Consider the following 14,068-nt stretch of genomic DNA (forward strand, 5'->3'; position numbering starts at 1 on the left):
CTTTTTTCCACAAATCCATTTTTTTTGAGTCTGTCAGAATGTAGTCGTATTGCAGGTCATTCGGGATTAACAAACTATTTTTCAGGATATCAACTTAACTCTTGGAAAATTTGAAAATTAACTAACATGTGAGTATTACCTCAAATAACGCAATGTTCAAGGGAAAATTTGATTTTAATCTAGACTTTCTGAAAATGAAGTCACCCTCATTAATCGGTGTAGACATCAGTTCATCATCGATAAAAATGGTTGAATTATCGAAAGTCGGTAAAACGAGTGGCAGTTATCGTGTTGAGCGATATGTGATCGAGCCAATGCAGGCGGATTCGGTTCAGGACGGTGCAATCGTAAATATGGAGACTGTCAGCGAGAGTATACAGCGCGGTTGGAAACGACTGGGCTCACGCTGCAAGAAAATAGCATTGGCTTTGCCAGCTTCCGACGTTATTACCAAAAAAATTATCGTTCCTGCCGGGCAACGGGAGGAAGATCTTGAATTTCAGGTTGAAAATGAAGCCAGCCAATATATTCCATTCCCATTGGATGAAATTAATCTTGATTTTCAAATTATAAGACCTTTGCCTAACAATCCAGATGAAGTTGAAGTTCTGATTGCGGCATCACGAAAAGAAAAGGTCGAGGATCGAGTGGCGGCCTCATTAACAGCCGGTTTGAAAGCAGTCGTGATGGATGTGGAACCGTATGCTGCCCAAACAGTATATGAGTTGATTCAGGATCAATTTCCCGGCGGTAGCGATGATCCAGTGATTGCTTTGGTGGATATTGGCGCTACTGTCATGAAGACTAATGTCCTGCACAAAGGGGAGTCTGTCTATCTGCGGGATCAACCATTTGGTGGCGATCAACTAACTCAAGAAATTCATAATCAGTTCAATTTATCGCTTGAAGAGTCAGAAAAAGCAAAGCGGAATGGTGGATTACCGGAAAATTACAAAACTGATGTGCTGCAGCCATTTTGTGAAACGCTCGCAATTGAAGTGATGCGGGCCATTCAGTTTTTTTATACATCCACGCAATATACAGAAATCGATTACATTTTGATTGCTGGCGGCTGCGCTGCGATACCCGACCTCGACAAGGTTATCGCAGAACGGACGCAGGTTGGTACGTTTGTCGTGAACCCGTTCTTGAATATGGAATTCTCCAGTCGAATTATTCCCAGGCAGATCAAAAATGACGCGCCTTCTCTTTTAATTGCTTGTGGTTTAGCTATGCGTAGTTTTGACTCGTTATGATACAAATTAATCTTCTTCCTCATCGTGAAATAAAACGTAAGGCACAACAGCAACAGTTCGCAGTTTCTGCCGGCATTATCTTTGCGGTTGGTCTGCTTACAATTTGGGGGGTGCACTACATGATCAACGAAAAAATTGAGTTTCAAAGAGAGCGGAACCAGTACCTTAACAACCATATCGCAATTCTTGATAAGCAGATCGAAGAAATCAGAGAGATCAAAAATCAAACCCAGGAATTGCTTGCAAGAAAAGGGGTTGTCGAAACGTTACAGGGTAATCGCTCCGAAGTCGTTCACTTGCTAGATCAGTTAGTAAGATTGCTTCCTGATGGTGTCTATCTAAAAAGTATCAAACAAGAAGACCGTACAATCAATCTCTCCGGTTTTGCGCAATCAAATGCATGGGTTTCAACACTTATGCGCAATCTTGAGTCTTCGCCATGGCTGGAATCACCAGCTTTGATTGAAATCAAAGCAGTGACGGTCAATAGCATGCGACAAAATGAATTTAATTTGAATATTAAGTTGAAACCCGTCGCAGATAGTAATGGTGAATTCGCTGTCGCCGGTTCTAATATTTTATGAGATTCGTGCATTATGAATATGCTTGAAGAATTACGTCATTTAGATCCAAATGATCCCGGAAGATGGCCGGCTTCGGTAAGAACGACGGCCCTGCTGGCCTTAATGGTGATCATTCTTGCCGCAGGTTATTATTTTGTCTGGCAAGATCAATTGAACAATCTCGATAACATTCGAGCAGAAGAACAGACTTTGAAGGACACTTATATTGTCAAAAAGCGAAGTGCAGTTAACTTGCCTGCACTCAAACAACAGTTAGTCGATATAGAGCGTTCTCTTAGCGCGCTTCTCAAGCAGCTTCCCAATAAATCAGAAATGGAGGCACTACTGGTTGACATTAATCAGGCAGGGCTTGGTCGAGGGCTTCAGTTTGAGCTATTCAAACCTGCTGAAAGCGAGATTATACGCGAGTTTTATGCAGAATTGCCCGTTACCGTCAGGGTGACCGGCGGCTATCATGACATTGGGTCTTTTGCCAGTGATATAGCCCAACTTCCTCGGATTGTGACGTTAAATAATATCACTATTGTTCCGAGTGCTGACAACGCGTTAACACTGGATGCTGTTGCCAAAACATTCCGATATCTCGACGAAAATGAAATGTTTAATCAGGGAGCACAACAGTGAAGAAATTAAGAATCATGGCGATTTTAGTTGCAGCGTCGTTGTTGACGGCTTGCGAATCTGGAGATCTTGCCGATCTTGATACGTTTATCAGCAACGCAGGCAAAGGACTTCGTGGCCAGGTTGATCCATTACCGGAAGTCAAAACCTTTGAACTGTTTGCTTATGATGCTTTTGATATTCCAAGTCCTTTTGAACCGAGGAAAAAAGAACAGGCGCAAAGTGCTGGTAATGGTATACAGCCTGATTTGACGCGCAGAAAGGAATATCTTGAGAGTTTCCCGTTGGAGAGCCTGGAAATGGTTGGTTCGCTGGAACAGAATGGAATTATATACGCAGTGGTGAAAACTCCAGAAAAAAGCCTGCTTCGCGTTGGTATTGGAAATTATTTGGGTCAGGATTTCGGCAAAATTAACCAGATTTCTGAGTCAGAAATTGAATTAAGGGAATTAGTGCAAGATGGTGTCGATGAATGGTCAGAGCGTATCAGCACGCTTATGCTCAAAAATTAGGAGTCTAGCAATGAAACTATCCAGCAGCAAAGTTAAATTATTCATATCATGGTTTGTCGCGTTGTTCTTGCTAGTATCATATTCCGTCCATGCTGATACCTTGCATGAGAAAACAATAAATCGGCTCAATTCACTTGATATTTCCACGATTGAAGATGGCAGGGTGGTTGTCAAGTTTGGGCTTGATCAACCACTTTCAAGTCCTCCGATTGGTGTCTCTCTCAGTAATCCACACCGGGTCTATTTTGACTTTCATCATGTTTCCAATGGGTTGGGAAGAAATTTTCAGGAGATTGAAGAAGGTGACTTGCAAAACATCAATATTGTACAGGTCGGTGAACGCACACGAATCGTCTTTAATCTGCATGGCCTGATGCATCATGAAACATTTTTACAGGAAAATATTTTATTAGTCAGTCTGAAATCCATCGATGAACACCAGAATGCAGGGCCGGTTGCACGTTTCTCTAACGATGGTCCGGAAAAAGAACTAAATAGCGTACTTGATATTGATTTTCGGCGTGGAGAAAGTGGCGAAGGTCGCATTATTGTTGATTTAACGCATGCCGGGGCGGGTATTGATGTTCACCAGCAGGGAGAAAAACTCGTTGTTGAGTTTATTGATACCTATCTACCCAGTAATCTGGAGCGGAAACTGGATGTAACAGATTTCGCCACCCCTATAAATATTGTTGACACGGTTATGCTGGGTGATAATGTGCGTATGGTGATCGAGTCATCCGGACGCTGGGAACATACGGCGCGCCAGGCTGACACGCAATTTGTGCTGGAAGTGCGCGCATTGGCTGAGAATGAAGATGAGCTCGCAGAACGCAGGCGTGCAAATGGCGGTTATGTTGGCGAAAAACTGTCGCTAAACTTTCAGGATGTAGAGGTTCGAGCGGTATTGCAGGTGATTGCAGATTTTACAAACCTGAATATTATTGCCAGTGATTCTGTCGGCGGCAATCTGACGTTACGATTAAGAGATGTCCCGTGGGACCAGGCACTGGATATCGTTTTGCAAGCCAATGGCTTGGCAAAACGTCAGACCGGAAATGTCATTTATGTTGCGCCGAGCAAGGAGATGGCAGACAGAGAATTGCTGGAGCTGGAGGCGAAACAACAGGTCGCTGAAATGGAACCGCTTGTTACAGAAACGTTTCAGTTGAATCATCGCAGAGTTGATTCAATTGCATTTGAGGGTATGCTGAGTGATCGTGGCACGATAAATCTTGATGAAATCAGCAATACCATGACTGTGACCGATATTCCATTAAGAATCGCCGAGGTCAGAAAGCGTATCAAGCGTCTGGATGTATTTGAAAGACAGGTTATGATAGAAGCCCGGATAGTCGAAGCGACAGAAACTTTCAGCCGCGATCTGGGTGCCCGGTTTGGCGTGAAAAATGTGTCCAAAGTAGGTAACAATCGTCTGGGGGTATCTGGCAATGTGACCGATTCAAGTAATCTGGCGATCGGCGAAGAAGTTCCTGCAGGAGATAACCTGAACGTAAATCTACCGGCCGCAGCAGGCGCAGGGTTATTGGGAGGGCCAGCTGCCTTGGGCTTGAGCTTGTTGAAAATCAATAACTCCCGACTGATTAATCTGGAGCTGTCAGCTCTGGAAACTGATACGAAAGGGCGCGTCATTGCCAGCCCGCGGGTGGTAACCGCACATGGTGTGGAAGCAATTATCGAGCAAGGCGACCGTGTGCCTTTTCAACAGGCGACGAGCAGTGGTGCAACGAGTGTGCGCTTTGTCAATGCGGTACTGAGTCTCAAGGTGAAACCATTGATTACGTTTGATAATCAGATAGACATGGAGCTTACCGTCAATCAGGATAAGATTGGTGAAAGTGTTAGTGCCTTTTTGCCACCCGCAATTAATACAAAGCAGGTGACAACCAAAGTTCTGGTTGAGAATGGAGGGACAGTGGTTATCGGTGGTATCTTTGAGCGTACAGAAAATAATATTGTAAACAAGGTTCCACTGCTGGGTGACATTCCTTACATTGGGTATCTTTTTAGAAATACGTCCAAACGTGACGATAAGCGGGAGCTGCTGGTTTTTGTAACCCCGCGGATTTTGAATGAAAGGCTGAATTTGCAGTAGCAATCTAAACACCGGATTGGAAACCGAACTGTCGCCATGCTTCGTACGCGATGATGGCGGCAGTATTCGACAAGTTCAAACTGCGACTGCCGTAAACCATGGGTACACGCAGGTGCATGTGATTCGAAATGTTGTGTAATACATCTACAGGCAGTCCTTTCGTTTCTGAGCCAAATAAAAAAGAGTCGTCATGGCAAAATTCGATTGTGTCATATCGAATTTTACCTTTGGTAGTAATAGCAAACAGCCGACTGGAATCAATTTGCTCCAGACAATCACTCCAGTTGTTGTGAATTTTGATATTAGCGAACTCGTGATAGTCAAGGCCGGCGCGTAGCAGCTGTTTATTGCGTAACATAAATCCTAGTGGTTTAACCAGATGCAGTTGCGTACCTGTATTGGCACATAATCGAATTATGTTACCTGTATTTTGCGGAATTTCCGGTTGAAAAAGAATAATGTTAAACATGTGCGGCTGGTCTTAACTGTCTGCTTCCGTTTTTTTACCTAAAAACAATAGTCGGATTGCATCCAGAAGCGCTCTTTCTGTGCTCTGGTTACAATCCAGTTCGTAATTCTACATGCACCCTGCTTGCGTAATTGATTTGCTAGTTCATTTAATGTTGCACCTGTTGTCATGACATCATCGACGATTGCAACGTGCATACCTGATAGATTTTGATTACAGATAAAAGCCTTCTTTACATTATCGCGACGCATTTTCCACGGTAGTTCCGCTTGCGGGAGTGTATTCTTGATGCGCTTGCAGCTATCGTGGCAAAATTGAATACGCAACTGTTGTGACAGATGACGACCAATTTCTATCGCCTGGTTAAATCCTCTTTCTTGGAGTCGTTTGGGGTGCAAAGGCATAGGAATAACCAAATCCGGTTGGTCGGTTGATTGCTGGTGCCGAATTGTTTCTAACAGTAGTTCTGCCAGAACAGGTGCAATAGCAAGTTGCTGTCGGTATTTAAGTGCGTGTACGAGCATGTCTGCCGGGAAAGTATAAATTAACGCTGCGATGGTTGTAGAATATGCAGGCGGACTGGCCAGGCAGCTGCCGCAGATGTTGGTCGTGCCAGTGATAAGGGTTTTTGCGCATATTTTGCAAACATTGGCGGTCAGCCTGGACAGACTTTTAGAACACCCGCTGCAGAAATCGTGACTGGAAACCGCACCACAGAGTATGCAGTTTTTATGAATCAGCAGTTTCACATTGTTCCTCTAAAAACAGCCGTTCAAATTGACAATACTGTTCGAATCCGTAATCATCCTGCCAATTATAAATTGAAATCGGAAAAAGCAGTTCCAATATATTCGAGGGAAACAGATATGCAATGTAATTCAATCCAGTCAGGCATGGCTGATAATCAAAATGATCATGAAAACAGGGGATTGAAAAATAGTAAATCACAAAGATGGCATACTGAATCGGTACAGACGCTGCTGGATATGCCTTTTAATGATTTGATTTTTAAGGCGCAAGAGGTGCATCGCCAGTATCATGATGCGAATACGGTACAATTGTCGACGCTTATATCCGTCAAAACAGGTGGGTGTCCTGAAGATTGCGGCTATTGTCCGCAAGCTGCGAGATATCATACCGGTGTAGAAAATCAGGCGACGCTTTCTGTAGAGAATGTAGTGACCGCAGCGGCTGCAGCCAAGGAGCAGGGCGCTACGCGTTTCTGCATGGGGGCGGCCTGGAGAGGTCCGAAACAACGAGATATCGAAATAGTATCGGAAATGATCAGTGCGGTAAAAGCGCTTGGAATGGAAACATGCGCTACTTTGGGTATGTTGAAACCTGGCCAGGCCAAGCAGCTGGGTGATGCCGGTCTGGATTACTATAATCACAATTTGGATACCTCTCCCGACTACTATGATGCCATCATCTCCACGCGTGAATATCAGCATCGCCTGGATACTTTGCAACAAGTACGTGAAGCGGGTATCAATGTCTGCTGTGGGGGCATAGTAGGAATGGGAGAGACCCGTGAAACACGAGCTGGTCTGATTGCCCAACTTGCTAATCTGGATCCATATCCTGAATCTGTGCCGATCAATCACCTTGTGCAGGTTGAAGGCACGCCTCTGTATGGAACGGCCAAACTTGATCCACTGGAATTTGTCAGAACCATAGCGGCAGCACGTGTCACCATGCCCAAAGCAATGGTGCGGTTATCGGCTGGGCGGCGGGAAATGTCTGAGGCAGTGCAGTCTCTGTGTTTTCTGGCAGGCGCTAATTCGATATTTTATGGTGATAAATTATTGACCACCGGGAATCCAGAAGTTGAACAGGATCAGGCATTGCTCAATAAGTTAGGTATGCAATCTTTGGCAGTTTGATTTGAAATGATGAATCAGGTCATGCATGTATTCTGATCTGGCTGAGCAATTATCGATTCGTGAACAGCAGGGGTTAAAACGTTATCGATCAATTCTTGATAGCCCTCAGTCAAGATCTGTCAACATTGACGGGTGTGAATATTTATCCTTTGGCAGTAACGATTATCTGGGACTGTCCAATCATCCAGACTTAGTCCAGTCAGCATGTCTGGGCGCGCGGCGATATGGCGTAGGCGCCGGGGCGTCGCATTTGCTATATGGCCACAGCAGCGCACACCATGAGCTCGAAGAGGCAGTAGCACGGTTTACAGGCTTCCCTCGTGCATTGTTGTTTTCCACTGGCTATATGGCCAATATCGGAGTGGTGACCGCGCTTGTCGGGCGTCATGATGCAGTTTTCGCTGATAAACTAAACCATGCGTCGTTGAATGACGCGGCGATATTGTCCAGGGCGCAATTGGTTCGCTATCCCCATCTTGATTTGTCAGTACTTGAGCAGCATTTGAAAAAATCAAAGGCCAAACGCAAACTGGTTGTTTCAGACGCAGTTTTCAGCATGGATGGCGATATTGCACCCATTCCGGATCTGGTAGTAATGTGTGAACGTTACAATGCTATGCTGCTATTGGATGATGCACATGGGTTTGGCGTACTTGGCAGAGATGGCCGCGGAACATTATTTACCGAGAACAACAAACCGGCGCACAGCCACATCGTTCTACATTCGCCGAATATTATTTATATGGCGACACTTGGAAAAGCCGCTGGTGTTTTCGGTGCATTTGTTGCTGCCTGTCCGGTTGTTATCGAAACGATGATACAAACCGCCAGGAGTTACATATATACAACCGCGGGCCCACCACTGTTGTCGCATGTGTTGTTGCAAAGCCTGGCATTAATTGAGCAAGAGAGCTGGCGACGCGCACATTTGTTTCATTTGATCAATCGGTTGCAGCAGGAACTGGATATGTCCGGCTGGCGGATATTGCCATCTAAAACACCAATTCAGCCTGTACTTGTTGGTAGTACACGGAAGGTTGTGCACATTAGCAGCAGTCTGAAGGCACAGGGCATTCTGGTGCCGGCAATTCGTCCGCCGACGGTGCCGCAAAACACGGCCAGGCTGCGTATATCATTATCAGCTTCGCATCAGGAAACGGATATTGTGCGTCTGGCTACAGTGCTTCGGCATCTGGCGTAGTAAACTGCTTATCCGGATTTTATTTTATGTCAAGTACGGCTATTCATATCGAAACATCTGGCAGCGGAACCGACATGGTTTTGATTCATGGCTGGGCGATGCACGGCGGTATCTGGCAAAATATTCGTGATCGACTGTCCCAGCAGTTCCGTTTGCATATTCTCGATTTGCCCGGCCACGGATTCAGTTCTCACCGTGAGCCAGGCGATTTCGAGCATGTTGTCAGTGTTGTGCAGGAAAAACTGCCGAAAAACTGTATTGTATGTGGCTGGTCGCTTGGTGGTCAGGTGGCGATGGAGCTGGCGCTGCGGGATTCCGCGCAAGTCATGGGTCTTGTTCTCGTGTCAACCACGCCCTGTTTTGTGAAGCAACCTGACTGGCCCTGGGGTGTGGAAAGTAAATTTCTGCAGTTTTTTATGGAAAATCTGCATCAAAATTATCGTACTACGATCAATCGTTTTTTGACGCTCCAGACCAGGGGTGAACGCGAGATGTCGGGTACACTGGCGCAATTGCGTCAATACTTTTTTGAGCGTGACCAACCAGATTACGATGCGCTATTAAAGGGATTGCTGATTTTGCAAACAAATGATATGCGTCAGAAGCTATCTCAAATCAAACAACCAGTATTGCTGCTGCACGGTGAAAATGACATGATTACACATTCATCAGCTGCACGTTGGATGAATGCGCAGCTGAGGCATTCGAAACTGGTTATGTTTCAACAGTGCGGACATGCGCCGTTTCTGGCTGATCCGGATAAATTTATTTCCTGTGTTAATGAATCATACTATTCTGAATAAACGTCTGCTACGCCATTCATTTGAACGCGCAGCACAGAGTTATGATCAATCTGCCGTGTTACAACGTGAGGTTGGAGATAGGATGTTTGCACGTCTGGACTATATTAACTATGTTCCAAATACAGTTCTCGATGCCGGGTGTGGAACCGGGTACTGTACCCGGAAACTCGGTGAGCGCTATGCACACAGCCGATTGATTGCTGTGGATATTGCACAGGCTATGCTGCTGCAAGCTCGGCCTGCTGAAACAGGTTGGCGGCAGTATTGGCCATTTAATCGCAGACAAGAACACTATGTGTGCGCAGATGTAGAACGACTGCCGCTTCGTGAAGACAGTATCGAAATGATCTGGTCGAATCTGGCGTTACAATGGTGTAATGATCTGGATCTGACGTTTTGTGAAATGAATCGCGTACTAAAACCGGACGGTTTGCTGATGTTCAGCACATTTGGGCCGGATACATTGCGGGAGCTCAGGCAGGCATTTAGTCTGGTAGACGATTTTGTGCATGTCAATCAGTTTATCGATATGCATGATATCGGTGATCTGCTGGTACGCAATCGATTTGCAACACCCGTGATGGACATGGAATATATTACCCTGACATATGCGGATGTTGTCAGTGTGATGCATGACCTCAAAGCGATTGGTGCGCATAATGTGGCGCAAGGCAGACGGCAGGGGTTGATGGGAAAAACAAAATGGCAGAAGGTGATCGACAATTATGAATCCTTGCGTATGCAAGGAAAGTTACCAGCCACATACGAGGTTGTTTACGGCCATGCCTGGAAGCTGCCGCCCAAGGAAACGGTATTGACGCCAGAAATACGGAAACAAATAATGATGGGTGGGTAGGTGCTATCTGGGTTTTTTATTACCGGAACAGATACGGGTGTTGGCAAAACGCTGATCAGTTGCATGCTGCTGCATGCATTGTCTAAGAACCATAACAAAGTTGTCGGCATGAAACCGATTGCCGCTGGCAAAGAGAATGGTAAATGGCTGGATGTTGAATTACTGCGCACAGCGGGAAGTGTGCAGGTTACTGACGAATTGTTAAACCCGTATGCGCTGGAGCAGGCAATCGCGCCGCATATAGCGGCACAGTCTCAGGGGATCGAGATAGACATGTCGACCATCGAAAATGCATTTCATGCCCTCGGAGAACTGGCAGACTATGTGATCGTCGAAGGTGCAGGGGGATTTATGGTACCTGTCAACGCCACTCAGGATACTTCGGATATCGCACGGTTATTTGATTTGCCTGTGATTCTGGTGGTCGGTATGCGTCTGGGGTGTATAAACCATGCCTTGTTGACAGTACAGGCAATCCGCAGCGCGGGACTGCAGTTGTTTGGCTGGGTGGCCAATTGTATTGATCCCGAGATGCGGGCGGTCAAAGAAAATATTGCTGCGCTACGCTTTCGGATTGAGCAGCCGCTGCTGGGAACTGTACCGTACGATTCCGCACCTGATTTTCAAGCGTTAAGCCGTTTAATCGATTTGTCTGGGTTAGATAGCCGGCGTCGAGATTCGCGCTAAAGATGCTCCATTAAATTGGCGACAGAGAAAAATTGTTCGTTTCAGTCAAATGTTGAGGGAGATTGCGAATCGCTTCGGCATTACTCCATGAAAAAACTCTGTCTGCAGCCTGGTGCCAGGGTAGCCAGAGATAATTAAGATGTTCCTTTGGAGCAGTGACGATTGGCTTTTTTTCGGGCAGACAAAGGCTGAAAACATGCTCGGTATTGTGCGTTATGTCTGGTGAATAACGCCAGCGCCATTCTTTGAATATTTCGAAACGGTATTCGGTTTCCCAGTCCGATAGCGGGTAATCGTAAGGATTTAGACCGGTTTCTTCCTGAATTTCACGCTGTGCAGTTTGCCGTAGTGTCTCGCCTTCGTGTTGACTGCCTGTCACGGATTGCCAGTACCCCGGATGGTCTGCACGTTCGAGTAATAAAACATCCAGTACCGATGTATGAATCACAACCAAAACGGATACAGGCAGTTTATACATGGTAATAGTAATGTGTTGTTAACAGTGAAATAAACGGCAGCTAGTTTTTTGGTTGATCAATTTTGCGCAGGCGTATGTTCAATTCCCTGAGTTGTTTTTCGTCAACGGTATCCGGTGCGTGTGTTAATAAACACTGTGCACGTTGTGTTTTTGGAAACGCGATTACGTCACGAATTGATTCAGAGCCGGTCATCAGTGTAACAATGCGATCCAGTCCAAAAGCGATCCCGCCATGTGGCGGGGCGCCATATTGTAGTGCTTCCAGCAAAAAGCTGAATTTCTCCCTGGCCTCATCTTCAGAAATGTTCAGCGCCCGGAATACTTTCTTTTGCACATCCTCGCGATGAATACGAACAGAGCCTCCGCCGATTTCCGAGCCATTCAGAACCATGTCATAGGCTTTTGACAATGCTTGGCCTGGGTTTTCAAGCAGTAAATCTTCATGACCGTCAGCTGGAGAAGTAAACGGATGGTGCAGTGCCTGCCAGCGGTTTTCTTCTTCGTCCCACTCAAACATCGGAAAATCGACAATCCATGCAGGGCGCCAGTCTGAAGTTGCATGGCCATGTTGATGCCCGATTTTTATCCGCAATGCACCAAGTGATTCATTAACAATGCTGGCCTTATCCGCGCCAAAGAAAATCAGATCACCATTCTGCGCCCCGGTTCGTTCCAGAATAGTGAATACTGTTTTTTCGGGCAGAAACTTCAAAATCGGCGATTGCAGGCCTTGCAGTCCGTCTTCGCGTTTATTAATTTTGATATAAGCCAGTCCTTTGGCTCCGTATATGCTGACGAACTGCGTGTAATCGTCAATTTCCTTGCGGGTCAGCTGGCTGCCGTTAGGTATCCGCAAAGCAGCGACACGGCCATTGGGTTTGTCTGCCGCATCCTTGAATACCTTAAAGGGTACACCCTGCATGATGTCGGTCAATTCTGTCAATTCCAGCGCAACACGAAGATCCGGCTTGTCGCTGCCGTATTTGTGCATGGCCTGTGCATAGGTCAACCGTGGGAAAGGATCGGGTAAATCAATATTGCTTGCTGCTTTGAACAAATGACGGATCATTTGTTCCATCAGCGTCATGATTTCTTCCGCAGTAAGGAACGAAGTTTCTATATCGATCTGGGTAAATTCCGGTTGCCGGTCGGCACGCAAATCCTCGTCACGGAAGCAGCGCGCAATCTGATAGTAGCGGTCAAACCCTGACACCATGAGCAATTGTTTGAACAGTTGTGGTGATTGCGGCAACGCAAAAAAATGGTTGACATTGACGCGCGACGGTACCAGATAATCGCGAGCGCCTTCAGGTGTTGATTTGGTCAGGATAGGTGTTTCGATATCGAGAAAGCCCTGCTGATCAAGAAAAACGCGTACAGCCATGGTGACCTTGTGTCGCAAGCGCAGATTGGATTGCATGACCGGCCGGCGCAAGTCGAGATAGCGATGTTCCAGGCGGACAAATTCGCTGATATGTTCATCATCCATCAAGAAAGGTGGTGTTAACGATGTATTCAATATTTCCATGTTAACAACCAGCACTTCAATTTCACCGCTATGCAGCGATGGATTGACAGTACCCTCGGGGCGTCTTCTGACTTTTCCGACGATCATGAGTACAAACTCGTTACGTATTTTCTCCGCAAGCTCGAATGTTTCAATGTTATCGGGATCGCAGACAATTTGAACCAAACCTTCGCGATCACGCAAATCAATAAAAATTACACCGCCATGGTCGCGCCTTCTGTGTACCCAGCCATACAGGGTAACGATTTCATCGAGATAATGTGTGTTGATGGCGCCGCAGTAATTTGTTCGCATGGTTCAGAATGTGTTTGACGAATGTCGTGGTCAGGATATAGGAATATTAATAACGTTAACGTGTTGAATGTGCCGGTCCTGGATGTCAGTTTGCAGCTGCAGTCGTGGTTGAACCGGATTTGTCAGAGGTTTGCACAGATGAGGTTTCCGTTTTGGATGTTTTTTCTTTTGCATTTGTTTGACTGTGTGTATGTTTTGGCGATATGTCGTCTTTTTCTTTTTTGGCTGCCGGTTGAGGAGATTTGTTTTTGAAGTCCGTTACATACCAGCCGCTGCCTTTCAATTGAAACCCGGCGGCGGAAATCTGTTTGGCATAGTGTTCACTGCCACAATCAGGGCAGGCCTTGATCGGTGCATCGCTCATTTTCTGGATGTGTTCTTTTTTTGAACCACATGAATTGCAAAGATATTCATAAATGGGCATAAAAACCTCCAACAATTCAAAATTTAATAAACCCGATATTATACCTTAACCTGATGATTGCACCAGTATATCTACTGCCTAATAAATTAATTCTCAAAATGCCTGGATCAGGAATTTGGAAGCGTCTGCTGCGCTCCAACAATTTTTAGAATCGTGGTTATTCGATCGAGATGATTTATCGGTTGACATTAGTCGACAAAAGTGCGCGGCAAGCATCCTGCTAATATATTCTGGATGTCTTTTGTGCATGCGGATAAAGGCATCTTAGCGGAAATATCTGTTACTGATAGCGTTCGACAAATACCATATTCGCTTATTTTGTTCATCAATGACCTTGAAATTCATCTGATGTCAAA

The 14,068-nt window shown here is 45.7% G+C and carries 15 protein-coding genes; 10 read left to right on the forward strand and 5 right to left on the reverse strand.

Features of this window, described 5'->3' with window-relative positions; genetic code table 11:
• Positions 1-152 precede the first annotated feature (152 nt).
• Genes BMY62_RS05115 through BMY62_RS05135 form a run of 5 tightly spaced genes read left to right on the forward strand, consistent with a single transcriptional unit; the run spans position 153 to position 5,089 of the window.
• Complete coding sequence (locus BMY62_RS05115) at positions 153-1,256, forward strand: pilus assembly protein PilM (protein WP_090657328.1); 1,104 nt, start codon at positions 153-155, stop codon at positions 1,254-1,256.
• The gene (locus BMY62_RS05120; RefSeq protein WP_090657330.1) at positions 1,253-1,840 is read left to right on the forward strand and encodes a PilN domain-containing protein; all 588 of its coding nucleotides are present in this window, start codon (positions 1,253-1,255) and stop codon (positions 1,838-1,840) included. Before BMY62_RS05115 ends, BMY62_RS05120 begins: the two co-directional genes overlap by 4 nt.
• Before the next feature lie 12 nt (positions 1,841-1,852).
• The gene (locus BMY62_RS05125; RefSeq protein WP_090657332.1) at positions 1,853-2,464 is read left to right on the forward strand and encodes a type IV pilus inner membrane component PilO; all 612 of its coding nucleotides are present in this window, start codon (positions 1,853-1,855) and stop codon (positions 2,462-2,464) included.
• Entirely contained in the window at positions 2,461-2,973 is a 513-nt protein-coding gene (locus BMY62_RS05130) for a pilus assembly protein PilP (RefSeq protein WP_256207432.1), read from the forward strand. The genes BMY62_RS05125 and BMY62_RS05130 overlap by 4 nt, the downstream gene beginning before the upstream one ends.
• A gap of 10 nt (positions 2,974-2,983) precedes the next feature.
• Positions 2,984-5,089, forward strand: coding sequence for a type IV pilus secretin PilQ (locus BMY62_RS05135; RefSeq protein ID WP_090657335.1), 2,106 nt, complete (start codon positions 2,984-2,986; stop codon positions 5,087-5,089).
• Positions 5,090-5,093: 4 nt separating this feature from the next.
• Here BMY62_RS05135 and BMY62_RS05140 read toward each other — a convergent pair whose 3' ends face one another.
• Positions 5,094-5,558 (reverse strand): tRNA (cytidine(34)-2'-O)-methyltransferase, encoded by a 465-nt coding sequence (locus tag BMY62_RS05140; RefSeq protein WP_090657337.1) that lies wholly within the window; start codon positions 5,556-5,558, stop codon positions 5,094-5,096.
• A gap of 38 nt (positions 5,559-5,596) precedes the next feature.
• Positions 5,597-6,307 carry a ComF family protein gene (locus BMY62_RS05145; RefSeq protein WP_256207433.1) on the reverse strand — a complete coding sequence of 237 codons (711 nt, stop codon included), beginning with the start codon at positions 6,305-6,307 and terminating at the stop codon, positions 5,597-5,599.
• 117 nt (positions 6,308-6,424) lie between these two features.
• Here BMY62_RS05145 and bioB point away from each other — a divergent pair, with 117 nt between their 5' ends.
• The 5 genes from bioB to bioD are packed head-to-tail and all read left to right on the forward strand — an operon-like array spanning position 6,425 to position 10,988.
• The gene (gene bioB / locus BMY62_RS05150) at positions 6,425-7,441 is read left to right on the forward strand and encodes a biotin synthase BioB (protein ID WP_256207434.1); all 1,017 of its coding nucleotides are present in this window, start codon (positions 6,425-6,427) and stop codon (positions 7,439-7,441) included.
• A 25-nt stretch (positions 7,442-7,466) separates the two neighbouring features.
• Positions 7,467-8,642 carry an 8-amino-7-oxononanoate synthase gene (bioF, locus tag BMY62_RS05155; protein WP_090657339.1) on the forward strand — a complete coding sequence of 392 codons (1,176 nt, stop codon included), beginning with the start codon at positions 7,467-7,469 and terminating at the stop codon, positions 8,640-8,642.
• Between the two features lie 26 nt (positions 8,643-8,668).
• Positions 8,669-9,445 carry a pimeloyl-ACP methyl ester esterase BioH gene (gene bioH, locus BMY62_RS05160; RefSeq protein WP_090657340.1) on the forward strand — a complete coding sequence of 259 codons (777 nt, stop codon included), beginning with the start codon at positions 8,669-8,671 and terminating at the stop codon, positions 9,443-9,445.
• Positions 9,423-10,301, forward strand: coding sequence for a malonyl-ACP O-methyltransferase BioC (gene bioC / locus BMY62_RS05165; protein ID WP_090657343.1), 879 nt, complete (start codon positions 9,423-9,425; stop codon positions 10,299-10,301). The genes bioH and bioC overlap by 23 nt, the downstream gene beginning before the upstream one ends.
• The gene (bioD, locus tag BMY62_RS05170; RefSeq protein WP_090657344.1) at positions 10,302-10,988 is read left to right on the forward strand and encodes a dethiobiotin synthase; all 687 of its coding nucleotides are present in this window, start codon (positions 10,302-10,304) and stop codon (positions 10,986-10,988) included.
• Positions 10,989-10,998: 10 nt separating this feature from the next.
• Here bioD and nudB read toward each other — a convergent pair whose 3' ends face one another.
• The 3 genes from nudB to BMY62_RS05185 all read right to left on the reverse strand — a co-directional run bounded on the left by nudB (position 10,999) and on the right by BMY62_RS05185 (position 13,712).
• Entirely contained in the window at positions 10,999-11,466 is a 468-nt protein-coding gene (nudB, locus tag BMY62_RS05175) for a dihydroneopterin triphosphate diphosphatase (RefSeq protein WP_090657346.1), read from the reverse strand.
• Positions 11,467-11,506: 40 nt separating this feature from the next.
• A complete protein-coding gene (gene aspS, locus BMY62_RS05180) occupies positions 11,507-13,288 on the reverse strand; it encodes an aspartate--tRNA ligase (RefSeq protein WP_090657348.1) in 1,782 nt (593 codons plus the stop codon).
• An 85-nt stretch (positions 13,289-13,373) separates the two neighbouring features.
• Positions 13,374-13,712: an FmdB family zinc ribbon protein gene (locus BMY62_RS05185; protein ID WP_090657350.1), complete on the reverse strand. Its 339-nt coding sequence runs from the start codon at positions 13,710-13,712 to the stop codon at positions 13,374-13,376.
• Positions 13,713-14,068 lie beyond the last annotated feature (356 nt).

Source organism: Nitrosomonas marina (genome assembly GCF_900111605.1).
Classification (GTDB): Bacteria; Pseudomonadota; Gammaproteobacteria; order Burkholderiales; family Nitrosomonadaceae; genus Nitrosomonas; species Nitrosomonas marina_A.

Coding starts and splice junctions, on each gene's coding strand:
- BMY62_RS05115 (WP_090657328.1), top strand. CDS start 153: ATGTTCAAGGGAAAATTTGATTTTAATCTAGACTTTCTGAAAATGAAG.
- BMY62_RS05120 (WP_090657330.1), top strand. CDS start 1,253: ATGATACAAATTAATCTTCTTCCTCATCGTGAAATAAAACGTAAGGCA.
- BMY62_RS05125 (WP_090657332.1), top strand. CDS start 1,853: ATGAATATGCTTGAAGAATTACGTCATTTAGATCCAAATGATCCCGGA.
- BMY62_RS05135 (WP_090657335.1), top strand. CDS start 2,984: ATGAAACTATCCAGCAGCAAAGTTAAATTATTCATATCATGGTTTGTC.
- BMY62_RS05140 (WP_090657337.1), bottom strand. CDS start 5,558: ATGTTTAACATTATTCTTTTTCAACCGGAAATTCCGCAAAATACAGGT.
- bioB (WP_256207434.1), top strand. CDS start 6,425: ATGCAATGTAATTCAATCCAGTCAGGCATGGCTGATAATCAAAATGAT.
- bioF (WP_090657339.1), top strand. CDS start 7,467: ATGTATTCTGATCTGGCTGAGCAATTATCGATTCGTGAACAGCAGGGG.
- bioH (WP_090657340.1), top strand. CDS start 8,669: ATGTCAAGTACGGCTATTCATATCGAAACATCTGGCAGCGGAACCGAC.
- bioC (WP_090657343.1), top strand. CDS start 9,423: ATGAATCATACTATTCTGAATAAACGTCTGCTACGCCATTCATTTGAA.
- nudB (WP_090657346.1), bottom strand. CDS start 11,466: ATGTATAAACTGCCTGTATCCGTTTTGGTTGTGATTCATACATCGGTA.
- aspS (WP_090657348.1), bottom strand. CDS start 13,288: ATGCGAACAAATTACTGCGGCGCCATCAACACACATTATCTCGATGAA.
- BMY62_RS05185 (WP_090657350.1), bottom strand. CDS start 13,712: ATGCCCATTTATGAATATCTTTGCAATTCATGTGGTTCAAAAAAAGAA.